Source organism: Streptomyces sp. MMCC 100 (assembly GCF_041538145.2).
Taxonomy (GTDB): Bacteria; Actinomycetota; Actinomycetes; order Streptomycetales; family Streptomycetaceae; genus Streptomyces.
Genome location: NZ_JBGORK020000001.1, coordinates 492,796 through 514,991, shown reverse-complemented (window position 1 = coordinate 514,991; position 22,196 = coordinate 492,796). Strand labels below are relative to the sequence as shown.

Here is a 22,196-nt window from a genome sequence, read left to right as displayed (position 1 = left end):
TAACTACCGTTAAGTAACCCAAATTTTAGAGCCCGCCCGCGTTCGTGGATAGGTGAGCTTGACGACAGCCGACCGAAAGGCTTTTCCCGCGTCCCCGATATGCTCGGGCGCGCACCCATGCCGTACACCTCTGGAGCACCCATGGCCCTGAAGATCACCGTGATCGGTACCGGTTATCTCGGCGCGACCCACGCGGCGGCCATGGCCGAACTCGGTTTCGAGGTGCTGGGTCTCGACGTGGTGCCCGAGAAGATCGAGATGCTCCAGCGGGGCCAGGTCCCGATGTACGAGCCGGGTCTGGAGGAGCTGCTGGGCAAGCACGTCGCCGGGATCGAGGGCTCCAGCGGGCGGCTGCGCTTCACCACCGACTTCGCCGAGGTCGCGGCCTTCGGCGACGTGCACTTCCTGTGCGTGAACACCCCGCAGAAGCACGGCGAGTACGCCTGCGACATGTCGTACGTCGACTCCGCGCTGGCCTCGCTGGCGCCGCACCTGACCGGCCCCGCGCTGGTCGTCGGCAAGTCGACGGTGCCGGTGGGATCCGCCGACCGGCTGGCCGCCTACCTGGCCGAGCACGCACCGGCCCGCCACGAGGCCGAGCTGGCCTGGAACCCGGAGTTCCTGCGCGAGGGCTTCGCCGTGCAGGACACGCTGCATCCGGACCGGATCGTGGTCGGCGTGCGCAGCGAGCGGTCGGAGAAGCTGCTGCGCGAGGTCTACGCGACACCGGTCGCGGAGGGCTCGCCCTTCGTCGTCACCGACTTCCCGACCGCCGAGCTGGTGAAGACCTCGGCGAACTCCTTCCTCGCCACCAAGATCTCGTTCATCAACGCGATGGCGGAGGTGTGCGAGGCGGCCGACGGCGACGTGGCCAAGCTGGCGGAGGCGATCGGGTACGACGACCGGATCGGCCGGAAGTTCCTGCGGGCCGGGATCGGCTTCGGCGGCGGCTGTCTGCCCAAGGACATCCGCGCCTTCATGGCGCGCGCCGGTGAGCTGGGCGCCGACCAGGCGCTGACCTTCCTGCGCGAGATCGACTCGATCAACATGCGCCAGCGCGGCCAGATGGTGGAGCTGACCCGGCAGGCGCTGGGCGGCGGCCCGTTCCTCGGCAAGCGGATCGCGGTGCTGGGCGCCACCTTCAAGCCCGACTCGGACGACGTACGGGACTCCCCCGCGCTGAACGTCGCCGGGCAGGTGCACCTCCAGGGCGCCCAGGTGACGGTGTACGACCCCAAGGGCATGGAGAACGCCCGGCGGCTCTTCCCGACGCTCGGCTACGCCGATTCGGCGCTGGAGGCGGTGCGGGGCGCGGACGTCGTCCTGCACCTCACCGAGTGGCGGGAGTTCCGCGAGCTGGACCCGGAGGCGCTGGGCGAGGCGGCGGCGGCCCGGGTGATCCTGGACGGGCGCAACGCCCTGGACCCGACGCTGTGGCGGAAGGCCGGCTGGACGTACCGGGCGATGGGCCGGCCCACCGCCTGACGACGCCACGGAGGACGCCGGTTCGGCCGAGGCTCAGTCGGCCGAACCGGCGTCCGTCCGCATTGTGCCGCGCGGCGCGGCCGGGCGGCCGGTGAAGCGGGCGGCGTTTACGAGTCCTTGGCGCGGTAGCGGCGCATCTTGGCACGGGCCCCGCACACCTGCATGGAACACCAGCGGCCGCGCCCGGCCGGACTGCGGTCGTAGTACGCCCAGTGGCAGTCGGCGGCCTCGCAGGCCTTGAAGCGGCTCCAGGTGCCGGCCACCAGCGCCTCGGCGACGGCGGCGGCGACGCGGGCGGTCAGTGAGCCCTCCCCGGCCGGGGCGAGGGCGGCGGAACCGTCGGCCGGGTCGACGGCGACGACCAGCGGGGCGGCGGCCAGCAGCTCGCCCAGCGGGGTCACCGCGCGGTGCGGCGAGTGGCCGGCGTGGGCGAGCAGGGCGGCGCGCAGGGACTCGCGCAGCTCACGGGCCGCGGGTACGTCGCCCTCCGCCAGCCCGAGCCGCGCCCTGCCCTCCTCCGTGTCCAGCGAGTCGGCGCCCGTCTCGAGGTCCAGCGTGTTCACCAGGGTCTCGACCAGGCCCAGGCCTCCCGGTGCGGGCGATCTCTCACTCATGCTTGCGACGTTACCCCCAATGGGGCAGCATGCAGTAACCGTTACCGGTTATCCGCACTGTGCTGGTAACCGAAGCCCGCGTGCTTCAAGGAGGAAGTCATGGCTGTCGCCGAACTGGGCCCCGTCGTCCTGGACTGTCCCGACCCCCGCGCACTGGCCCGCTTCTACGCCGACGTGCTCGGCGGCACCGTCGAGGGCGAAGGGGAGGGCGACTGGGTCGACCTGAAGCTGCCGGACGGACGGGCGCTGGCGTTCCAGGCCGCACCCGGGTTCGTACCGCCGAAGTGGCCCGCGCCCGACGACTCGCAGCAGTTCCACCTCGACCTCGAGGTGAAGGACCTGGACGCGGCCGAGAAGGCCGTCCTCGGACTGGGCGCGAGGCCGCTGGACGCGGAGGACCGCACCCGTACCTTCCGGGTTTACGCCGACCCGGCCGGGCACCCGTTCTGCCTCTGCGCCTGCTGAGCGCCCGTCCGCCGAGACCGGGAGGTTTCCCCATGGCACCCGCGGCACGTTTCCGTTCGGTCGTCGTCGACTGTCCCGAGCCCCGTGAGCTGGCCCGCTTCTACGCGGCCGTCGGGGGCGGCACGCTCGACGAGGAGAACTCGGACTGGGTCGTCCTCCAGGTGCCCGGCGGGCCGCGGCTGTCCTTCCAGCGGGCGCCGGACCTCACCCCGCCCGAGTGGCCGCGCTCCGACCGCAACGCCCAGCAGTTCCACCTCGACTTCGACGGCGGGGCGACCTGGGCGGAGATGGACGCGGCGCACGAGAAGGTGCTCGCGCTGGGCGCGCGGCTGCTGGACCGGGAGGACCGGGAGAAGAAGGACTTCATGGTGTACGCCGATCCGGCGGGGCATCCGTTCTGCCTGTGCCGGATCGAGCACACGTGACGCTCGCGCGGACTACCCGTCCAGGTCGGCGATGGTCGCCGTGGACGGCTCGCGGCGCAGCTGGGCGGCCTTCGCGGTGAAGGCCGCGGCACGCAGGACGCGCTGGACGTTCCCCCAGGTCAGCAGGGCCACGTCCGCCTCGTCCCAGCCGCGGCGGAGCAGTTCGGCGACGAGCCGGGGGTAACAGGAGGGGTCGCCCAGCTCCAGCGGGTGGGCGGTGCCGGTGTCGTAGGTGCCGGACAGGCCGACGCTCTGCGGGCCGGCCACCGTGCGGACGTGGTCGAGGTGGTCGGCTACGTCCCGGACGGTCGGGCCGGTCTGCTCGGCGGTCAGCGGCACCATGCACAGGCCGCCGGCCGCGCCCAGCTCCACCAGCAGGTCGTCGGGGAGGTTGGCGGGGTGCGGGCGCAGGGCGCGGGCGGCGGAGCGGGTGCACAGTGCCGGCGCCTTGGACACCGCGAAGGTGCGGCGGACGGTCTCGGCGGACGCGCCGGAGAGGTCGGCGACGACACCGAGGCGGTTCATCTCGCGCACGACCTCCTCGCCGAACCGGGTCAGTCCCGCCTCGCTCGCCCAGGTCACCCCGGACAGCGTCAGCGCGCGCAGGCCGAGGGCGTGCAGGGAACGCAGGATGCCGAGGCGGTCGCCGAGGGCGGCGGCGCCCGCGGGACCGGGCAGCACGGCGATCCGGCCGCAGTTGCGGGCATCGATGGCCTGCCCCGCGTCGTATGCCAGGCGCAGGCCCTCCGGGTGGGCCCGCACGACCGTCTTGACCAGGTCGAGCTGCTCCAGCGTGGCGCCGATCGCACGGTCCCCGTCGACGGACTCGGGCAGGTGCAGGGACCACAGCAGCGCGCCCACGTGCCCCTCGCGCAGCCGCGGCACGTCGGTGTCGACGGCGCTCTCGCCCAGCTCCAGGTCGTACCAGGGCAGGTGCCTGAGCGCCCAGGGCAGCCCGTTGCAGCCGTCGGCGACGGGATGGGCGGCCAGCACGGTGTGCGCCCGGGTCAGCGGCTCGTCGTCGGGGTCGGACACGGGTGCGTAGGGCTCCGGCGGAAAGGCCTCCGCGGCGAGCGGCACGGGCAGGTCGTCGAGCCCACCGGCCTCGGTACCGGTGTGCAGGTCGTCCTGGAGGTCTGCCATGGCGGGCTCCGTACGGTCGTCGTGAGATACGGCCACCGTCGCACGGAGCGGTAAGGGCTTCCTGGTGGATGGGGCGTTCGGGGGTACGCGGCTCAGCCTCTGGCCGCGTCGATCACCTCGTCCAGGGTGTCCCGGGAGCGGAGCAGTTCGGCGATGGTCCGGTCGATGCGGGCTCGCTCGGCGGTGAGGTCGGCGACCAGCTTCGGCGTGGCCACCGCCGAGGGGCCGCCGTCGCCGTCGCGCATGCACGGCAGCAACTGCACGATCTTGCTGCTGCAGAGCCCGGCCGCGTACAGCTCCTGGATCCGGATGACCCGGTCGACGGCCGCCTCCGCGTACTCGCGGTGCCCGCCGGGCGTACGCTCGGCCGCGAGCAGCCCCTGCTTCTCGTAGTAACGCAGCGAGCGTTCACTGACGCCCGTACGCCGGGCCAGTTCGCCGATCCGCATCCGCCGTGCCTCCCGGTTCCCGACTTGATTCTGACATCAGTGTCAAGTTTTAGCGTACGAGCATGCCGAACACAACAGACCTCTTCGCTTCCGCCCCGCTCGGCCCCCTCACCCTTCCCAACCGTCTCGTGATGGCCCCGCTCACCCGCAACCGGGCCGAGGCCGACGGCACTCCGACCCCGCTCATGGCCACCTACTACGCCCAGCGCGCCTCGGCCGGGCTGATCGTCGCCGAGGCCTCGACGCCGAACGCGGTCGGGCAGACGTACCCCGACATCACCGCCGTTCACAGCGCCCGGCACGTGGCGGGCTGGCGGCGGGTCACCGAGGCCGTGCGGGAGGCGGGCGGCCGGATGTTCCTCCAGCTCCAGCACGGCGGCCGGGTCGGGCATCCGGCCACGAGCGGACTGACGCCCCTCGCGCCGTCGCCGGTGCCGCTGCCCGGGACCGTCTTCACGCCCGACGGGCACCGGCCGGCCGTGGTCCCACGGGAGATGACCGTCGAGGACATCCGGACCACCGTCGCCGACTTCGCACGGGCCGCCCGCAACGCGCTCGACGCCGGTTTCGAGGGGGTGGAGGTGCACTCCGCCAACGGCTATCTGCTGCACCAGTTCCTGGCCGCCAACACCAACCTGCGCACCGACGGCTACGGCGGCCCCGTCGCCGGACGGATCCGGTTCACGGCCGAGGTGGTGGAGGCCGTGGCCGCCGAGATCGGCGCCGAGCGGGTGGGGCTGCGGCTCTCCCCCGGCAACACCGTCAACGGCATCGCGGAGGAGGGGACCGAGGAGATCTACCCGGCGCTAGCGCAGCGGCTCGGCGGGCTCGGGCTCGCGTATCTGCACCTGGTGTACGCCGACCCGGACACCCCGGTGTTCGGAAAACTGCGCGCGGGGTGGCAGGGCGTGCTGATCGCCAACCCGGTGCTGGGCGAGGAGTTCACCGCGGACACCGTGCGCCGCGCCTCCGAGCGGCTGCTGGCCGCGGGCGCCGACCTGATCGCCCTGGGCCGGCCCTTCCTCGCCAACCCCGACCTGGTGCGGCGGCTGCGGTCGGACGCGCCGCTGAACCCGGTACGGGACCGGTACCTCATGTACGTGGGCGGGGCGACCGGCTACACCGACTACCCCGCCCTCGAAGAGGTGACGGCTCAGCCGTCCAGTTCCGCCAGCGACGCGTTGGACGGACCCCGCGTCGCCTGAAGCCCCCGGGCCACGTCCTCGGCGGCGTCGAGGACGCGGACCGCGTTCTTCCAGGTCAGCTTGGACAGGTCGGCCTGGGACCAGCCGCGCTCCAGCAGCTCGGCGATCAGGTTCGGGTAGCCGGAGACGTCGCCCAGGCCGTCCGGGGTGAAGGGCGTGCCGTCGTAGTCGCCGCCGATGCCGAGGTGGTCGACGCCGGCGACCTCACGCATGTGGTCGAGGTGGTCGGCGACCGTGGAGACGGTGGCGACGGGGCGCGGGACGCGCTCCTCGAAGGCCGCGTGGACCTTCATCGCCTCGGGGCTGGAGTCGAGGTGGTGGAAGCCGTGCGCCCGCATGTTCTCGTCGGCCTCGGCCGTCCAGTCCACGGCGGCCTGGAGCACGAACTTCGGCACGAACGTCACCATCGCCATCCCGCCGTTGGCCGGCAACCGCTCCAGGACGTCGTCCGGGATGTTGCGCGGGTGGTCGCAGACGGCGCGGGAGGAGGAGTGCGAGAAGATCACCGGCGCGGTGGAGGTGTCCAGCGCGTCGCGCATCGTCGTCGCCGCGACGTGCGAGAGGTCGACCAGCATGCCCTCGCGGTTCATCTCCCGCACGACCTCGCGGCCGAAGGCCGACAGGCCGCCGACGCCGGGCTCGTCGGTCGCCGAGTCCGCCCACGCGACGTTGTCGTTGTGGGTGAGCGTCATGTAGCGCACGCCGAGCGCGTACAGGGCGCGCAGTGTGGCCAGCGAGTTGTCGATGGAGTGGCCGCCCTCGGCGCCCATCAGGGAGGCGATCCGGCCCTCGGCGCGCGCGGCCTCCATGTCGGCGGCGGTCAGCGCGGCCCGCAGCTCGCCGGGGTGGCGGTCGATCAGCCGCCGTACGCAGTCGATCTGCTCCAGCGTCGCCGTCACCGCGCCCGGCAGGTCGGAGCGGACGTACACCGACCAGTACTGCGCGCCGACGCCGCCGGCCCGCAGCCGGGCCAGGTCGGTGTGCAGGTGGGCGGTCTGGTCGGCGGCGATGTCGCGGGCGTCGAGGTCGTAGCGGACCTGCTCGCGCAGCGCCCAGGGCAGGTCGTTGTGCCCGTCGACGACGGGGAACTCGCGCAGCAGTTCCCGGGCCTGGTCGAGGGAGGTCATCCGCGTCCCTTCCGTCACTTTGCGAATCCGAAGCCGGCCGTCGAGCCCGCGACCTTGTTGCGCAGTCGCTTGCCCTTCTCGGTGGCCTGGTCGTTGAGGTCCTGCTGGAACTCGCGCATCCGGCCGAGCAGCTCCTCGTCGTGGGCGGCGAGGATGCGGGCGGCCAGCAGACCGGCGTTGCGGGCGCCGCCGACGGAGACGGTGGCGACGGGGACGCCGGCCGGCATCTGCACGATGGACAGGAGGCTGTCCATGCCGTCCAGGTACTTCAGCGGTACCGGCACGCCGATGACCGGCAGCGGGGTGACGGAGGCGAGCATGCCGGGCAGGTGGGCGGCGCCCCCGGCCCCGGCGACGATCGTCTTCAGCCCGCGTCCTGCGGCCTGCTCGCCGTACGCGATCATCTCGTGCGGCATGCGGTGCGCGGAGACGACGTCGACCTCGTAGGGGATCTCGAACTCGTCGAGGGCCTTGGCGGCGGCCTCCATGACGGGCCAGTCGGAGTCCGACCCCATGACGATGCCTACGACCGGGCTCACCGGGCTGGCCTGGCTCATTCGGTGATCGTCCCTCTCAGGTAGCCGGCAGCGTGACGGGCGCGCTCCAGCACGTCGTCCAGGTCGTCGCCGTAGGTGTTGACGTGGCCGACCTTGCGGCCGGGCTTCACGTCCTTGCCGTACATGTGGATCTTGAGCTGCGGGTCGCGGGCCATGCAGTGCAGGTACGCGGAGTACATGTCCGGGTAGTCGCCGCCGAGGACATTGACCATCACGGTCCACTTGGCGCGCGGGCGCGGGTCGCCGAGGGGGAGGTCGAGGACCGCGCGGACGTGGTTGGCGAACTGCGAGGTGATCGCGCCGTCCATCGTCCAGTGGCCGGAGTTGTGCGGGCGCATCGCGAGCTCGTTGACGAGGACGCGGCCGTCGCGGGTCTGGAACAGCTCGACGGCGAGGTGGCCGACGACGTCCAGCTCCTTGGCGATGCCGAGCGCCATCTCCTCGGCGCGCAGGGCCAGCGCCTCGTCGAGCTCGGGCGCCGGGGCGATCACCGTGTCGCACACGCCGTTCACCTGCTGGGACTCGACAACGGGGTAGGCCACCGCCTGGCCGTGCGGGGAGCGGACCACGTTGGCGGCCAGCTCGCGGACGAAGTCGACCTTCTCCTCCGCCAGCACGGGCACTCCGGCGCGGAAGGGCTCGGCGGCCTCCCCGACGGAGTCCACGACCCACACGCCCTTGCCGTCGTACCCGCCGCGGACCGTCTTGAGGACGACGGGGAAGCCGTCGCCCTCGTCCGCGAAGGCGGCCACGTCGGCCGGATCGCTCACGATCCGGTGCCGCGGGCAGGGCACGCCGATCGCGTCGAGCTTCGCGCGCATCACGCCCTTGTCCTGGGCGTGCACGAGCGCCTCGGGGCCGGGGCGGACGGGGATGCCGTCCGCCTCCAGGGCCTTGAGGTGCTCGGTCGGCACGTGCTCGTGATCGAAGGTGATCACGTCACAGCCGCGCGCGAACTCGCGCAACGTGTCCAGATCGCGATAGTCGCCGACGACGACTTCGTTCACGACCTGCGCCGCAGAGTCCTGAGGAGTGTCACTGAGAAGCTTGAACCTGATGCCCAACGGGATGCCCGCCTCGTGTGTCATACGAGCGAGCTGGCCACCGCCGACCATGCCGACTACCGGGAACGTCACACCCCTAGCGTATCGGCCGCGCACGGCCCACCTGTTTACCGGCCGTTTCCCGCCGGTCCCGACGCCCGTTCCGGGTTCCGTGGGTCCGTCCGCAGGAAGATCGCGCGTCCGGGTGGTTAGCATGAACGGATTGACGCCAACCGATGGACGGGGGCCTGCACGGCCATGGGACATGGTTCCTCGGGTGCTCAGACGGCTCCCTCCGCGCCCGATGCCCCGCGTGCCGGGATGCGACGGCGGATCGACCGGCTCGTGCGTGAGGTCGCGAAGTTCGGCGCCGTGGGCGGCGCGGGGGTGCTGGTCAACCTCCTCGTCTTCAACTTCGTGCGGCACGTGACCGACCTCCAGGTGGTGCGGGCCAGCATCATCGCCACGGTCGTCGCGATCGCCTTCAACTACGTGGGCTTCCGGTACTTCACCTACCGCGACCGCGACAAGAGCGGCCGGACCCGCGAGATGTCGCTGTTCCTGCTGTTCAGCGCGGTCGGGCTGGTGATCGAGAACGGCGTGCTCTACACGGCGACGTACGGCTTCGGCTGGGACAGCCCACTGCAGAGCAACATCTTCAAGTTCCTCGGCATCGGGATCGGCACACTGTTCCGCTTCTGGTCGTACCGCAGCTGGGTGTTCCGGACGCTGCCCGCCCGTGAACCGGTGACGCAGGCCGAGACCTTCCTGGAGCACGAGAACCCGGCCGCGGTCCCCCACGCGGACGGCGCCCCCGCCGTCCACCGCTGACCGGCTCCCCCCGCAAGGGACTCTCAGCGCACCGTCTCCTCACCGTCCCCCGAGGGCTTCTTCGGGGGAGGCGTACGGGACAGGAACAGCCCGAAGACCGGTGGACGCCCCTGGAGCAGCTCCAGCCGCCCGCCGTCCGCCTCGGCCAGGTCCCGGGCGACGGCGAGGCCGATGCCCGTGGAGTTGCGTCCGCTGATCGCGCGCTCGAAGATCCGCGCCCCCAGGTCGCCCGGGACGCCGGGGCCCTCGTCGGTGACCTCGACCACGGCCTGGTTGCCGGTCACCCGGGTGCGCAGGGCCACGGTGCCGCCGCCGTGCATCAGGGAGTTCTCGATCAGCGCGGCCAGCACCTGCGCCACGGCGCCGGGGGTGCCCACGGCCGTCAGATGGCGTTTGCCGGAGCTGACGATGGCCCGCCCCTCGCTGCGGTAGGCGGGGCGCCACTCGGCGATCTGCTGCTGGATGACGTCGTCCAGTTCGAAGGTGACGGCGGAGCCGCTGCGCGGGTCGCGGGAGTTGGTCAGCAGCCGGTCCACGACGTCCGTCAGCCGCTCCACCTGCGACAGCGCGATCGTCGCCTCCTCCTTCACCGTCTCCGGTTCGTCGGTGAGCGTGATCTCCTCCAGCCGCATGGACAGCGCGGTCAGCGGCGTACGGAGCTGGTGGGAGGCGTCGGCGGCCAGCCGGCGCTCGGCGGTGAGCATCCGGGCGATGCGCTCGGCGGAGGAGTCCAGGACGTCGGCGACGCGGTCCAGCTCGGGGACGCCGTACCGCTTGTGCCGCGGGCGCGGGTCGCCGGAGCCGAGGCGTTCGGCGGTCTCGGCGAGGTCGGTGAGCGGGGAGGCGAGGCGGTTGGCCTGCCGGATGGCCAGCAGTACGGCGGCGACCACCGCCAGCAGCGCCACCAGGCCGATGATCAGCAGCGTCCGGCCGACCTCCCGGGTCACCGAGGACCTGGGCTCCTCGACGAGGACGGTCTCGCCCTCCTCGCCGGTGGCCCTGCCCTGCAGGACGTCGCCGGACGGCTTGCCGCCGACCTCGATGACCGGCTCGCCGGGGATGCGGATCACGGCGTACCGGGCGTCGCGGATCTGCTCCCGCAGGAACTGCTCGTCGACGGAGCCGGTGCCGATGAGCCGGCTGTCCACGATGCTGGCCAGCCGCACCGCCTCCAGGTCGACCCGCTCCTGGGCGGTGCTGCTGATCGTTCGGGCCTCGACGATGACGAGGGAGACGCCGAAGACGGCGATCACGACGAGCACCACGGCGAGCGTGGACTGGATCAGTCGACGGCGCATGTCCTCATACTCGGCTCACCCGGCCGAGCCCTCGCGGACCCGCCCGGTTCTTCCTCGGCTCAGTTCTTCTCGAAACGGAAGCCCACGCCGCGCACGGTGGCGATGTAGCGGGGGTTGGCCGCGTCGTCGCCGAGCTTCTTGCGCAGCCAGGAGATGTGCATGTCGAGGGTCTTGGTCGACGACCACCAGGTGGTGTCCCAGACCTCGCGCATCAGCTGGTCGCGGGTGACGACCCGGCCGGCGTCGCGCACCAGGACCCGCAGCAGGTCGAACTCCTTCGCGGTGAGCTGGAGCTCCTCCTCGCCCATCCAGGCGCGGTGCGACTCGACGTCGATGCGCACGCCGTGGGTGGCGGGCGGCTGCGGGGGTTCGACGGCGCCGCGCCGCAGCAGGGCCCGGACCCGGGCGAGCAGCTCGGCGAGGCGGAAGGGCTTGGTGACGTAGTCGTCGGCGCCCGCGTCCAGGCCGACGACGGTGTCCACCTCGTCGGCACGCGCGGTAAGGATCAGGATCGGCACGGCGTGGCCCTCGGACCGCAGCCGGCGGGCGACCTCGAGACCGTCCATGTCCGGCAGGCCGAGGTCCAGCACGACCAGGTCGATGCCGCCCTGCAGCCCCGCGTCGAGTGCGGTGGGTCCGTCCTCACGCACCTCGACCTCGTACCCTTCCCTGCGCAGTGCGCGGGCCAGCGGCTCCGAGATGGACGCGTCGTCCTCGGCGAGCAGTACACGGGTCATGAGCTGATGGTAGACCGCTCGGAGCAACGCCCGGGGCAAGATCGACCCGAGGGCCTCCCGCCTGCCCGTGCCCTGTGAATCGCCTGTGGATCACTTGCGGGCAACCCGGACGTCCGCCGCGTGGCCCGCCTCGTCGACCCCGCGTCCGAACCTGCGCCTGTGGGGTGCCATCCTGTAATTAACCTTCGAAAGATCGTTCGCGGTTCCATCATCGCCTGTGATCCGCGTCTCAAGCCCTTCCATACCGGGCGGTGTCCTGCCGTATGGTGAATCAGCGCCTGTAGCACCCAGAGGACCTTTGGCGACAATTTCGACGCTGAAGGTCTCTTTTGTGTGCGGGCCGGCCCCCACGGCCGGCCTTGAAAGGAATGACCTGTAGCCGGGCCTCACCGCGTGCAGTGACGCGCGCAGAGGCGTGGATCCCGGTGGCCGCCGCCCACCGCTTCGCAATCCGGAGCGGAATCCCTCAGGCGTGGGACGGGCGGGGAAGGCCGCCGGTGCCGGCCGCCCCCCACCGGGCGCGCATCGCCTCATGAGCGCGTCCCGACCAGCAAGGATCGACCATGGCGTCCAGCCTGACGAAGGACTCGGTCACCCCGGGCACCCCCGGAGCCGAGAAGACCTTCTTCGGCCACCCCCGCGGACTGGCCACACTCTTCATGACCGAGATGTGGGAGAGGTTCTCCTACTACGGCATGAGGGCTCTGCTCCCGCTGTACCTCGTCGCCCCGGGTGGCCTCGGCCTCGACGCCGGCGCCGCGACCGCGATCTACTCGGTGTACCTCTCGCTGGTGTACCTGCTCACGATGCCGGGCGGCTGGTTCGGCGACCGCGTGTGGGGCCCCCGCAAGACCGTCGCCATCGCCGGCGGCGTGATCATGCTCGGCCACCTCACGCTGGCGCTGCCGTCCGCCGGCACGTTCTACGCGGGCCTCGGTCTGGTCGCCATCGGCTCGGGTCTGCTGAAGGCCAACATCTCCACGATGGTCGGCCAGCTCTACGACGGTCCCGACGACCCGCGCCGCGACGGTGGCTTCACCGTCTTCTACATGGGCATCAACCTCGGTGCCTTCGCGGCGCCGCTGACCATCGGCACCATCGGTGAGAACGTCAACTGGCACCTGGGCTTCGCGCTCGCCGCGGTCGGCATGGGTCTGGGCGTGCTCCAGTTCCTGATCGGCAGCCGCCACCTGGCCCCGCACTCCAGCGTGGTCCCGAAGCCGCTGTCCGTGGAGGAGAAGACCTCGACGCTGCGCAAGGCCGCCTTCTGGGCCGCGCTGGCCGTCGTCTTCTACGCGATCGTCGGCTTCTCCGGCCACTACACCCTGAACTGGATCCTGGTCCCGCTGACCCTGCTCGGCGTGATCATCCCGGTGCTGGTGCTGACGAACATCAAGCGCGACAGGTCCCTGGACCGCGCGGAGCAGTCCAAGATGTCGGCGTACATCTGGTTCTTCGTCGCCGCGGCCGTGTTCTGGATGATCTACGACCAGGGCGGCTCGACCCTGTCGCTGTTCGCCGACTCCTCGGCCGACAACAGCGTCTTCGGCTGGAACTTCCCGGTCTCCTGGTACCAGTCGGTCAACCCGGTCATCATCATGGCCCTGGCCCCGGTCTTCGCCACGCTGTGGCTGGCACTCGCCCGCCGCGGCAAGGAGCCGAGCACGATCGTCAAGTTCTGCGGCGGTCTCGTCCTCGTCGGCGCGTCCTTCTTCCTCTTCATGGCCCCGCTGGCCATCGCGGACGGCGGCCACAAGGCTGCGGCCCTGTGGCTGGTGGCGATCTACTTCGTCCAGACCTGCGGTGAGCTGCTGCTCTCCCCGGTCGGCCTGTCGGTGACGACGAAGATGGCGCCGGTGAAGTACGCCTCGCAGATGATGGGCGTCTGGTTCCTGGCCGTCACCGCCGGTGACGCCACGACCGGCCTGCTCTCCATCGCCGGCGTCGACCTCAACAGGACGGGCATCGTCGCCGCGGAGGCCACACTCGCGGTGGTCGCGGGCATCGCGATCTGGATGTACCGCAAGCGCGTCAAGGAACTCATGGGCGACGTGCGCTGAGCCCTGCGGGCGACCGTCTTTCGCGGAGGGTCACCTCATCCGATCCGGGATGGGGTGGCCCTCCGGCGTTTCGACGGGTACGGCGGCCCCTCGCCGGGCCGGGCTACGGAAGCGCGAGTGACGCGCACACGGAACCAACCGGAGTCCAGAGGCGGCGGACGCCGGGGGAACCCCGGGGACACCAGAGGGCGCAGTCCCCGGCGGAACCCTGGGGGAACCCCGGGGACACCAGAGGGCGCAGTCCCCGGCGGAACCCCGGGGCGAAGCGTCAGGGAGGGGTCCAGGGGACGAAGTCCCCGCCGGGGTCTGGGGCGGAGTCCAGGGACGGTCACCCCTTGGCCGGCCGAGACGGGTGAGCGGGTGGGCAGACCCGGCGCAAGCGCCGCAGGCTTACGCCGGAGCCCCCAGCTCCGCCCACACCCGCTTGCCCGCGACACCCGGCGTGCGCACGACGCCCCAGTCCAGGCACAGCCGCTGCACGATGAACATGCCGTGGCCGCCCGGGCGCCCGGCGCGGTGCGGGGTCCGCGGCGCCGGCTGACCCGTGCCGCGGTCGGAGACCTCCAGCCGGATCACCTTCTTCTCGCAGGTGATCCGCAGCTCGTCCGGCCCCTCGGCGTGCAGACAGGCGTTGGTGACCAGCTCGGACACCACGAGCAGTACGTCCTCGGCGGCGGCCCGCTGGTCCGCGGTGGCGGAGGGCAGCCAGCCCCAGGCGTACAGCGCCTCGCGGGTGAAGTCACGGGCCAGCGGGACGACCCCGCTCGCGTCCTCGAAGCTCAGCCTGCGGGCCTGCCGCCCGCCACCCCCGGACGCGGACGCCGTCCCGGAAGCCCCAGGAACCCCCGAAGAAGGCACCGGCGCGGACGCGGACACCCCGGAAGCGCCGCTGGGCTCCGGACCGCGGTCGCCCGGCGAGTAGGGCCGGGTGGTGCTCATCAGCGCTTCACCTCACCGATTCACCAGTTCACGTTTCAAAGTCGTAGACAGCAGAGTCGTACACAGCCGGTTCAGGGTCTCTCCTGCCCGACCGGATCGTACGAACACCCCTGTATTGCGCACGAAACCCGGCGCGGGTCGAAAACACCCGCCCCGGGAAGCACACGCACCCCTCCGCCGGCCGGACAAGGACGGCTCAGTCGGACGCGTCGGCCAGGGCGGCCGCGAGCGTGTCGTGGAGGGTGAAGACCGCTTCGGCCCCCGTGATCTCGAACACGCGGGCCACCACCGGCTGCATGGCAACCAGATGCACTCCGCCCCCCGCCGCCTCGGCCTTCAATCGCGCGCCGAGCAGGACGTTGAGCCCCGTGGAGTCGCAGAACTCCAGCCGCGAGCAGTCCACGACGAGTCGGTTGAATCCCTTGGCGAGGCAGTCCTCCAGGGGCTCGCGCAACAGATCGGCGGTGTGGTGATCCAGCTCACCCGCCGGGGTCACGACGGCACTGGGGCCCTCTTCCCGTACCTCGACCAGAAGCCGGCCCGACTGGGCACTGCCGACCGTCCCGCGGTCCATGCCGTTTCTCTCTCCCGGGGTCGTGACTGCTTGCTGACGCCCTCGAACACTACGCCTTCCCACCGCACTCCGACACCCGAACAACCGCACACAAACGGACATACCCGCACAGAACACACTTGCGGTCAGCTCGGTAAACCCGGTAGGGCTAGTAAGACACGTAAACCGACACGGCCGGCTTTGGAGGCGCCGCACACCGCAGTGCACGTATTTGGCTTCGGCAGCCGTATGCCGAGAACGATGGAGGACATCATGTCACCCCGGCTCGACGGATCGCGTACCCACCAAGCGACGTCGACACTCCCTCCGGAACATCTGGATCCCATCGAGCACCACGAAGCGGTCGTCGACCACGACGACGCACTCGCCGGGCTTCCGGACATCCCCGCGTACGACGAGGTCGCTCCGGCGGACGCCAGGGCCCTGTCCAGGACCCTCTTCGAGCGGCTGGAGTCGCTGGAGGAAGGCACCCATGAGTGCGCGTACGTACGCAACACGCTCGTCGAGCTGAACCTCGCGCTGGTCAAGTTCGCCGCCTCCCGCTTCCGCTCGCGCAGCGAGCCGATGGAGGACATCATCCAGGTCGGCACCATCGGCCTGATCAAGGCGATCGACCGCTTCGAGCTGTCGCGCGGTGTGGAGTTCCCCACGTTCGCGATGCCGACCATCATCGGCGAGATCAAGCGCTTCTTCCGCGACACCTCGTGGTCCGTGCGCGTTCCGCGCCGCCTCCAGGAGCTGCGGCTCGACCTGGCGAAGGCCGGCGACGAGCTGGCCCAGCGCCTCGACCGCGCCCCCACGGTGACCGAACTGGCCGAGCACCTCGGCCTGTCCAAGGACGAGGTCGTCGAGGGCATGGCGGCGTCCAACGCCTACACCGCCTCCTCGCTGGACGCCCAGCCGGAGGAGGACGACGCGGAGGGCGCGCTCGCCGACCGCATCGGTTACGAGGACCACGGGCTCGAGGGCATCGAGTACGTCGAGTCGCTGAAGCCGCTGATCGCCGAACTGCCCTCGCGGGACCGGAAGATCCTCTCCCTCCGCTTCGTCGCGGGCATGACCCAGTCGGAGATCGGCGAGGAGCTGGGCATCTCCCAGATGCACGTCTCGCGTCTGCTGTCGCGGACCCTCGTACGGCTGCGCAAGGGGCTCACGGTCGAGGAGTAGTCCTCAGTCCTGACCGGGTGACGCTTGCCCTCCAGGGGGGTGGTCCGACACCGGGCCGCCCCCCTTCGGGCTGCCGCCGCCCTCTTCTGGCTGCTGCCCCCTCTGGCTGCCGCCCCCTCTTCTGGCTGCCGTCGCCCTTCACGGGGAGTTGGCGATCAGCGCGGCCGTCGGCAGGAACGGCACCAGGACGCACAGCAGCCAGAACGAGCGCGGAGCGAGGGCGCTCCTGCGCCGCAGGGGTTCGTTGGCCAGCCACCAGATCAGCCCGAACAGCGCGACCACCGGGACGACGATCACCAGCCAGAGCGCCATGCCGTCGTTCTCCGTCGGCTCGCGCACGGTCCAACCCAGTTCGGCCAGCGGCCAGTTCACCAGCAGGTACCAGACGAGCCAGATCGGCACCACGGCCGGAACGCCGAGCAGCAGGTTCACCAGGAACGGCGCCCACCATGCCCGCCAGTGCCTCGGCATCCGCATCCGCCCCGTCCCCCCGCTCCCACCGACGCTCGTACGCTCACACCTTACGTACGCCCCGCCGCCACACCCCCGCGACCAGAGGGACGCCGGGCCGGTAGGCCAGGTGGACATGGCTCGGTGCGTCGAGCAGCGTCAGGTCGGCGTACGCGCCCGGGGTGAGGCAGCCGATGTCCTCGCGGCGCAGGGCGGCGGCACCGCCCGCGGTGGCCGACCAGACCGCCTCGTCCGGCGTCATCCCCATGTCCCGTACCGCGAGCGCGATGCAGAAGGGCACGGAGGACGTGAAGGACGAGCCGGGGTTGCAGTCGGTCGACAGGGCGACCGTGGCACCGGCGTCGATGAGGCGCCGGGCGTCCGGCCACTGGGCGCGGGTGGAGAACTCGGCGCCGGGCAGCAGGGTCGCGACCGTACGGCTGCCGGCGAGGGCGTCCACGTCGGCGTCGGTGAGGTGGGTGCAGTGGTCGGCGCTGGCGGCGTCGAGCTCGACGGCGAGCTGCACGCCGGGGCCGTGGGAGAGCTGGTTGGCGTGGATGCGCGGGTGGAGGCCCCTGGCCTTGCCGGCGGTGAGGATCGCGCGGGCCTGGTCGCCGTCGAAGGCGCCCTTCTCGCAGAACACGTCGATCCAGCGGGCGTGCGGGGCGCAGGCGTCGAGCATCTCGCCGGTGACGAGGTCGACGTAGGCGGCGGGATCGTCGGCGAGTTCGGGGGCGACGATGTGGGCGCCGAGGAAGGTGACCTCGTCGGTGTGGCGGGCGGCGACGCGCAGGGCACGGGACTCGTCGGCGGTGGTCAGGCCGTAGCCGGACTTGGTCTCGAAGGTGGTGGTGCCCTGGCGCAGGGCCTCGGCGAGGTAGCGGGTGAGACCGGCCTCCAGCTCCGCGTCGCTCGCGGCGCGGGTGGCGGCGACGGTGGTGCGGATGCCGCCCGCGCTGTAGGGGCGCCCGGACATGCGCGCGTTGAACTCCTCGGTGCGGTCGCCCGCGAAGAGGAGGTGGGAGTGGGAGTCCACGAAGCCGGGGAGGACCGCCCGGCCGGCGGCGTCGACCCGATTGTCAGTGGCGGGTGCTTTGCTTGATTCACCGGTCCACGCGACCCGGTCGCCTTCGATGACGACGGCCGCGTCCCGGACCAGACCGAGCGGGGAGTGGTCGCCGAGGGAGGGGTCGTTGGTGACGAGTGCGGCGATGTTGGTGATGACGGTGCTGCTGCTCATGGGTTCCCTGGTGTCCTCGTGGGGGCGGGGGGCGGGCGCGTGCGCGGGTGATCAGGCGCGCAGGGCTTCGACGGCCTGCGCGAGGGCCTGCGGCACATCCGGTACGAGGGCGTGCGCGCCGTCGCGTACGACGTGCCGCCCGCCCACGATCGTGTGCCGTACGTCCGCTGCCGTCGCGGCGAATACGGCCGTCTCGGCGCCGAGCCTGGGCAGCGGCCCCGCTGTTCTGACCGAGTCCAGCGCGACCGTCACCAGGTCGGCGCGGGCCCCGGCCTCGATGCTGCCGGTGTCGTCCCAGCCGAGGGCGGCGTGGCCGTCGGCGGTGGCGGCGCGCAGCAGGGCGGCGGCGGTCCAGTGGCCGCGGGTGCGGGTGCGCAGGCGCTCGTTCAGCTCCATGGCGCGCGCTTCTTCCAGCAGGTCGACGACGGCGTGGCTGTCCGAGCCGAGGGAGAGCGGGGAGCCCGCCCGCTGCAGCGCGGCCGCCGGGCCGATGCCGTCGGCCAGGTCCCGTTCCGTGGTGGGGCACATGCAGGTGCCGGTGCGGCTGTCGCCGAGCAGCGCGATGTCCTCGTCGGTGAGGTGGGTGTTGTGGACGCCGGTGGTGCGAGGGCCGAGCACTCCGTGGTCGGCGAGGAGCCGGGTGGGTGTGCAGCCGTGGGCCTGCAGGCAGGCGTCGTTCTCGGCGGTCTGCTCGGACAGGTGCACATGCAGCGGGGCCCGCCGCTCCTCCGCCCAGTGCGCCACGGTCGCCAACTGGTCCGCGGGCACGGCCCGTACGGAGTGGATCGCGGCCCCGATCCGTGCGTGATCCCGTTCCTTGAGAACTGAACAGCGTTCGGCCCAGGCCTCCGCCGTGCCGTCGGAGAAGCGGAGCTGGTGGGTGTTGGGCGGCTCGCCGAAGCCGGAGGACAGGTAGCAGGCGTCGAGGAGGGTGATGCGCACACCGGCTTCGGCGGCGGCCTCGATCAGCGCCTCGCCCATCGCGTTGGGGTCGGCGTACGGGGTGCCACCGGGGGCGTGGTGGACGTAGTGGAACTCGCCGACGGTGGTGATGCCGGCCAGGGCCATCTCGGCGTACACGGCGCGGGCGAGGGCGTGGTAGGTGTCCGGGGTCAGCCGGTCGGCGAAGGAGTACATCACCTCGCGCCAGGTCCAGAAGGTGCCGGAGCCGACCTGGACGGTGCCGCGCAGGGCGCGGTGGAAGGCGTGCGAGTGCGCGTTCGCCAGTCCCGGCAGGGTCAGTCCGCGCAGGATCTCGGCGCCGGGCGGCGGGGCGGCGACGCCCTGGTGGACGGCGGTGATGCGGCCGTCCCGCACGTCCAGGGCGACGTCCGGCTCGACATGGGTGCCGAGCCACGCGTGCTCCAGCCAGTACGTCCGGGTCCGCTCGGAGGAGGTCACGTGCAGGCCAGCCCTTCCAGTACGTCGGCGAGTGCGTTCACCCCGGCCAGGCAGTCGTCCTCGGCGGCGTACTCGGCCGGGGAGTGCGAGACGCCGGTGGGGTTGCGTACGAACAGCATGGCGGTCGGGATGCGGTCGGAGAGGATTCCGGCGTCGTGTCCGGCGCCGGTGCCGAGGACGGGGACCTGGAGTTCCGTACGGGTTCCCAGGATGTGCCCGAGTTCGTCGCGCAGGGCGTGGTCGAACTCGACGACGGGCGTGAAGGACTCACGCACGACGTCGAGGTCCACGCCGTGGGCGGCGGCGTACTCGCGGGCGGCCTTCTCGATGCCGGTGACGACGGTGTCCAGGCTCGCCTGGTCGGCGGCTCGGGAGTCGAGCCAGCCGCGCACCAGGGAGGGGATGGCGTTGACGCCGTTGGGTTCGACGCCGATCTTGCCGAAGGTGGCGACGGCGCCGGCGAGTTCGGCCTCGCGGCGGGCGGCGAGGACGGTCTCGGCGTACGACAGCATCGGGTCGTGCCGGTCGGCGAGGCGGGTGGTGCCGGCGTGGTTGGCCTCGCCCCGGAAGTCGAACCGCCAGCGTCCGTGCGGCCAGATGGCGGAGGCGATGCCGATGCGGTCGCCGGTCAGGTCGAGGGCGCGGCCCTGCTCGACGTGGAGTTCGACGAAGGCGCCGATGCGGGCGAGCCGTTCGGGGTCGGGGCCGAGGGTGTCCGGGTCGTACCCGGCGGACTCCATGGCCTGCGGGAGGGTGATGCCGTCGCCGTCGGTGAGGCGGTGGGCCTGCTCGACGGTGAGCGCGCCGGCGGTGAGCCGGGAGCCGACGCAGGCGAGGCCGAAGCGGGCGCCTTCCTCGTCGCCGAAGTTGACGATGCCGAGCGGCCTGGTGAGCCGCGCTCCCCTCCGGCGCAGTTCGTCCAGGGCGGCGAAGGCGGAGACGACGCCGAGGGGGCCGTCGAAGGCGCCGCCGTCGGGTACGGAGTCCAGGTGGGATCCGGTGACGACGGCGTTCCCGGCGGCCGGGTCGCCGAGCCAGGCCCACTGGTTGCCGTTGCGGTCGGTCTCGTAGGCCAGCCGGCGAGCCTCGGCCTGCTCCTGGAACCAGGTCCGGCAGTCGGCGTCGGCGCCGGTCCAGGCGTAGCGGCGGTAGCCGCCGGAGGCGGAGCTGCGGCCGACCGGCAGCAGCTCCGCCCACATGCTGTGGAAGCTCACGCGCCGTCACCCTCGCGCGTCGCGTCGTTCCCGGGCGCCTCTGCACCCTCGCGGCCTTCGCGCATCGGTACCCGCACGCCCCGTTCCCCGGCGACCGACTCGGCGATGTCGTACCCGGCGTCGACGTGCCGGATGACGCCCATGCCGGGGTCGTTGGTGAGCACCCGGCGGATCTTCTCCCCGGCGAGCGGGGTGCCGTCGGCGACGGTGACCTGGCCGGCGTGGATGGAGCGGCCCATGCCGACGCCGCCGCCGTGGTGGAGGGAGACCCAGGAGGCGCCGGAGGCCACGTTGACCATGGCGTTGAGCAGCGGCCAGTCGGCGATGGCGTCGGAGCCGTCGAGCATGGCCTCGGTCTCGCGGTACGGGGAGGCGACGGAGCCGCAGTCGAGGTGGTCGCGGCCGATGACGATCGGGGCGGCCAGCTCGCCGCTCGCGACCATGTCGTTGAAGCGCTCACCGGCCTTGTCGCGCTCGCCGTAGCCGAGCCAGCAGATGCGGGCGGGCAGGCCCTGGAAGTGGACGCGCTCCCCCGCCATCTTGATCCAGCGGGCCAGTGACTCGTTCTCGGGGAAGAGGTCGAGGATCGCCTTGTCGGTCTTGGCGATGTCGGCTGCCTCGCCGGACAGGGCGGCCCAGCGGAAGGGGCCCTTGCCCTCGCAGAACAGCGGGCGGATGTACGCCGGTACGAAGCCGGGGAAGGCGAACGCCCGGTCGTATCCGGCAAGCTGGGCTTCGCCGCGGATGGAGTTGCCGTAGTCGAAGACCTCGGCGCCGGCGTCCTGGAAGCCGACCATGGCCTCGACGTGCCGGGCCATGGACTCGCGGGCCCGGGTGGTGAAGCCGGCCGGGTCCTTGGCGGCCGCGTCGGCCATGTCCTCGAAGGCGATGCCGGTGGGGAGGTAGGCCAGGGGGTCGTGGGCCGAGGTCTGGTCGGTGACGATGTCGATCGGGGCGCCCATGGCGAGGAGCTGCGGGACCAGCTCGGCGGCGTTGCCGAGGACGCCGATGGACAGCGGCTTGCGCCGGTCCCGGGCCTCGGTGGCCAGCTGGAGGGCGTGGTCGAGGGAGTCGGCCTTCACGTCGAGGTAGCGGTGCTCGATCCGGCGGTCGATGGCGCGGGGGTCGCAGTCGACGCAGATGACGACGCCGTCGTTCATGGTGACCGCGAGGGGCTGGGCGCCGCCCATGCCGCCGAGGCCGGCGGTGAGGGTGATGGTCCCGGCCAGCGTGCCGCCGAACTTCTTCGCGGCGACGGCGGCGAAGGTCTCGTAGGTGCCCTGGAGGATGCCCTGGGTGCCGATGTAGATCCAGGAGCCGGCCGTCATCTGCCCGTACATGGTCAGGCCGAGGGCCTCCAGACGGCGGAATTCCTCCCAGTTGGCCCAGTCGCCGACCAGGTTGGAGTTGGCGATGAGGACGCGCGGGGCCCACTCGTGGGTCTGCATGACGCCGACCGGGCGGCCGGACTGGACGAGCATCGTCTCGTCCTGCTTGAGGGTGCGCAGGGTCCGCACCATCGCGTCGAAGGAGCGCCAGTCGCGGGCCGCCTTGCCGGTGCCGCCGTAGACGACGAGCTTGTCCGGGTGCTCGGCGACCTCGGGGTCGAGGTTGTTCTGCAGCATCCGCAGGGCGGCCTCCTGCTGCCAGCCCAGGGCGCTCGGCGTCGTCCCGCGTGGCGCTCGGACGGGACGAGGGAGCGGCCCGGAGGTCCTCGGCTGAGGGTGGTGGCGGGAGACGGGCGGGCGGGGTCCGGACATGGTCTGCCTCCT

General features: G+C 71.9%; 22 protein-coding genes. 7 read left to right on the top strand and 15 right to left on the bottom strand.

Features of this window, described 5'->3' with window-relative positions:
• Window positions 1-141: 141 nt before the first annotated feature.
• On the top strand, window positions 142-1,485 hold the full coding sequence (locus tag ABS735_RS02535; RefSeq protein WP_373902940.1) for a UDP-glucose dehydrogenase family protein: 1,344 nt from the start codon (window positions 142-144) through the stop codon (window positions 1,483-1,485).
• A gap of 107 nt (window positions 1,486-1,592) precedes the next feature.
• Here the strand turns inward: ABS735_RS02535 and ABS735_RS02530 are convergent, their stop codons facing one another.
• On the bottom strand, window positions 1,593-2,099 hold the full coding sequence (locus ABS735_RS02530; protein ID WP_373902939.1) for a CGNR zinc finger domain-containing protein: 507 nt from the start codon (window positions 2,097-2,099) through the stop codon (window positions 1,593-1,595).
• Window positions 2,100-2,198: 99 nt separating this feature from the next.
• On the opposite strand from ABS735_RS02530, the gene ABS735_RS02525 reads away from it, so the two are divergent.
• Window positions 2,199-2,564, top strand: a complete 366-nt coding sequence (locus ABS735_RS02525; RefSeq protein WP_373902938.1) for a VOC family protein — start codon at window positions 2,199-2,201, stop codon at window positions 2,562-2,564.
• A 32-nt stretch (window positions 2,565-2,596) separates the two neighbouring features.
• Window positions 2,597-2,989, top strand: a complete 393-nt coding sequence (locus ABS735_RS02520) for a VOC family protein (RefSeq protein WP_373902937.1) — start codon at window positions 2,597-2,599, stop codon at window positions 2,987-2,989.
• Window positions 2,990-3,001: 12 nt separating this feature from the next.
• Here the strand turns inward: ABS735_RS02520 and ABS735_RS02515 are convergent, their stop codons facing one another.
• Both ABS735_RS02515 and ABS735_RS02510 read right to left on the bottom strand, forming a co-directional pair.
• A complete protein-coding gene (locus ABS735_RS02515) occupies window positions 3,002-4,132 on the bottom strand; it encodes a dipeptidase (RefSeq protein ID WP_373902936.1) in 1,131 nt (376 codons plus the stop codon).
• Between the two features lie 92 nt (window positions 4,133-4,224).
• On the bottom strand, window positions 4,225-4,581 hold the full coding sequence (locus ABS735_RS02510; protein ID WP_373902935.1) for a MerR family transcriptional regulator: 357 nt from the start codon (window positions 4,579-4,581) through the stop codon (window positions 4,225-4,227).
• 62 nt (window positions 4,582-4,643) lie between these two features.
• Here ABS735_RS02510 and ABS735_RS02505 point away from each other — a divergent pair, with 62 nt between their 5' ends.
• Complete coding sequence (locus ABS735_RS02505; RefSeq protein ID WP_373902934.1) at window positions 4,644-5,786, top strand: alkene reductase; 1,143 nt, start codon at window positions 4,644-4,646, stop codon at window positions 5,784-5,786.
• Here the strand turns inward: ABS735_RS02505 and ABS735_RS02500 are convergent.
• The 3 genes from ABS735_RS02500 to ABS735_RS02490 are packed head-to-tail and all read right to left on the bottom strand — an operon-like array spanning window position 5,735 to window position 8,606.
• Window positions 5,735-6,913, bottom strand: a complete 1,179-nt coding sequence (locus ABS735_RS02500; RefSeq protein WP_373902933.1) for a dipeptidase — start codon at window positions 6,911-6,913, stop codon at window positions 5,735-5,737. The two genes, ABS735_RS02505 and ABS735_RS02500, sit on opposite strands and share 52 nt — an antisense overlap.
• A gap of 14 nt (window positions 6,914-6,927) precedes the next feature.
• On the bottom strand, window positions 6,928-7,470 hold the full coding sequence (gene purE / locus ABS735_RS02495; protein WP_373902932.1) for a 5-(carboxyamino)imidazole ribonucleotide mutase: 543 nt from the start codon (window positions 7,468-7,470) through the stop codon (window positions 6,928-6,930).
• Window positions 7,467-8,606: a 5-(carboxyamino)imidazole ribonucleotide synthase gene (locus tag ABS735_RS02490; protein WP_373902931.1), complete on the bottom strand. Its 1,140-nt coding sequence runs from the start codon at window positions 8,604-8,606 to the stop codon at window positions 7,467-7,469. The genes purE and ABS735_RS02490 overlap by 4 nt, the downstream gene beginning before the upstream one ends.
• A 165-nt stretch (window positions 8,607-8,771) precedes the next feature.
• Here ABS735_RS02490 and ABS735_RS02485 point away from each other — a divergent pair, with 165 nt between their 5' ends.
• Window positions 8,772-9,344, top strand: a complete 573-nt coding sequence (locus tag ABS735_RS02485; protein WP_373902930.1) for a GtrA family protein — start codon at window positions 8,772-8,774, stop codon at window positions 9,342-9,344.
• 23 nt (window positions 9,345-9,367) lie between these two features.
• Here the strand turns inward: ABS735_RS02485 and draK are convergent, their stop codons facing one another.
• Together draK and ABS735_RS02475 are read right to left on the bottom strand one after the other, a co-directional pair.
• Complete coding sequence (gene draK, locus ABS735_RS02480) at window positions 9,368-10,642, bottom strand: two-component system sensor histidine kinase DraK (protein WP_373902929.1); 1,275 nt, start codon at window positions 10,640-10,642, stop codon at window positions 9,368-9,370.
• A 59-nt stretch (window positions 10,643-10,701) separates the two neighbouring features.
• Window positions 10,702-11,379: a response regulator transcription factor gene (locus ABS735_RS02475; RefSeq protein ID WP_019329973.1), complete on the bottom strand. Its 678-nt coding sequence runs from the start codon at window positions 11,377-11,379 to the stop codon at window positions 10,702-10,704.
• Window positions 11,380-11,942: 563 nt separating this feature from the next.
• Between ABS735_RS02475 and ABS735_RS02470 the strand changes: the two genes are divergently transcribed.
• Entirely contained in the window at window positions 11,943-13,439 is a 1,497-nt protein-coding gene (locus tag ABS735_RS02470; RefSeq protein ID WP_373902928.1) for an MFS transporter, read from the top strand.
• A 390-nt stretch (window positions 13,440-13,829) separates the two neighbouring features.
• Here ABS735_RS02470 and ABS735_RS02465 read toward each other — a convergent pair whose 3' ends face one another.
• The gene (locus ABS735_RS02465; RefSeq protein WP_373902927.1) at window positions 13,830-14,378 is read right to left on the bottom strand and encodes an ATP-binding protein; all 549 of its coding nucleotides are present in this window, start codon (window positions 14,376-14,378) and stop codon (window positions 13,830-13,832) included.
• Window positions 14,379-14,574: 196 nt separating this feature from the next.
• On the bottom strand, window positions 14,575-14,952 hold the full coding sequence (locus ABS735_RS02460) for an STAS domain-containing protein (RefSeq protein ID WP_059302090.1): 378 nt from the start codon (window positions 14,950-14,952) through the stop codon (window positions 14,575-14,577).
• Window positions 14,953-15,192: 240 nt separating this feature from the next.
• Between ABS735_RS02460 and ABS735_RS02455 the strand changes: the two genes are divergently transcribed.
• A complete protein-coding gene (locus ABS735_RS02455; protein ID WP_373902926.1) occupies window positions 15,193-16,119 on the top strand; it encodes an RNA polymerase sigma factor SigF in 927 nt (308 codons plus the stop codon).
• Between the two features lie 138 nt (window positions 16,120-16,257).
• Here the strand turns inward: ABS735_RS02455 and ABS735_RS02450 are convergent, their stop codons facing one another.
• Genes ABS735_RS02450 through hutU form a run of 5 tightly spaced genes read right to left on the bottom strand, consistent with a single transcriptional unit; the run spans window position 16,258 to window position 22,184 of the window.
• Window positions 16,258-16,590, bottom strand: coding sequence for a hypothetical protein (locus tag ABS735_RS02450; protein ID WP_373902986.1), 333 nt, complete (start codon window positions 16,588-16,590; stop codon window positions 16,258-16,260).
• Window positions 16,591-16,633: 43 nt separating this feature from the next.
• On the bottom strand, window positions 16,634-17,809 hold the full coding sequence (gene hutI, locus ABS735_RS02445; RefSeq protein ID WP_373902925.1) for an imidazolonepropionase: 1,176 nt from the start codon (window positions 17,807-17,809) through the stop codon (window positions 16,634-16,636).
• Between the two features lie 51 nt (window positions 17,810-17,860).
• Window positions 17,861-19,210 carry a formimidoylglutamate deiminase gene (locus ABS735_RS02440; protein ID WP_373902924.1) on the bottom strand — a complete coding sequence of 450 codons (1,350 nt, stop codon included), beginning with the start codon at window positions 19,208-19,210 and terminating at the stop codon, window positions 17,861-17,863.
• Complete coding sequence (locus ABS735_RS02435; protein ID WP_373902923.1) at window positions 19,207-20,424, bottom strand: allantoate amidohydrolase; 1,218 nt, start codon at window positions 20,422-20,424, stop codon at window positions 19,207-19,209. The genes ABS735_RS02440 and ABS735_RS02435 overlap by 4 nt, the downstream gene beginning before the upstream one ends.
• Complete coding sequence (hutU, locus tag ABS735_RS02430) at window positions 20,421-22,184, bottom strand: urocanate hydratase (RefSeq protein WP_373902922.1); 1,764 nt, start codon at window positions 22,182-22,184, stop codon at window positions 20,421-20,423. Before hutU ends, ABS735_RS02435 begins: the two co-directional genes overlap by 4 nt.
• Window positions 22,185-22,196: the final 12 nt, after the last annotated feature.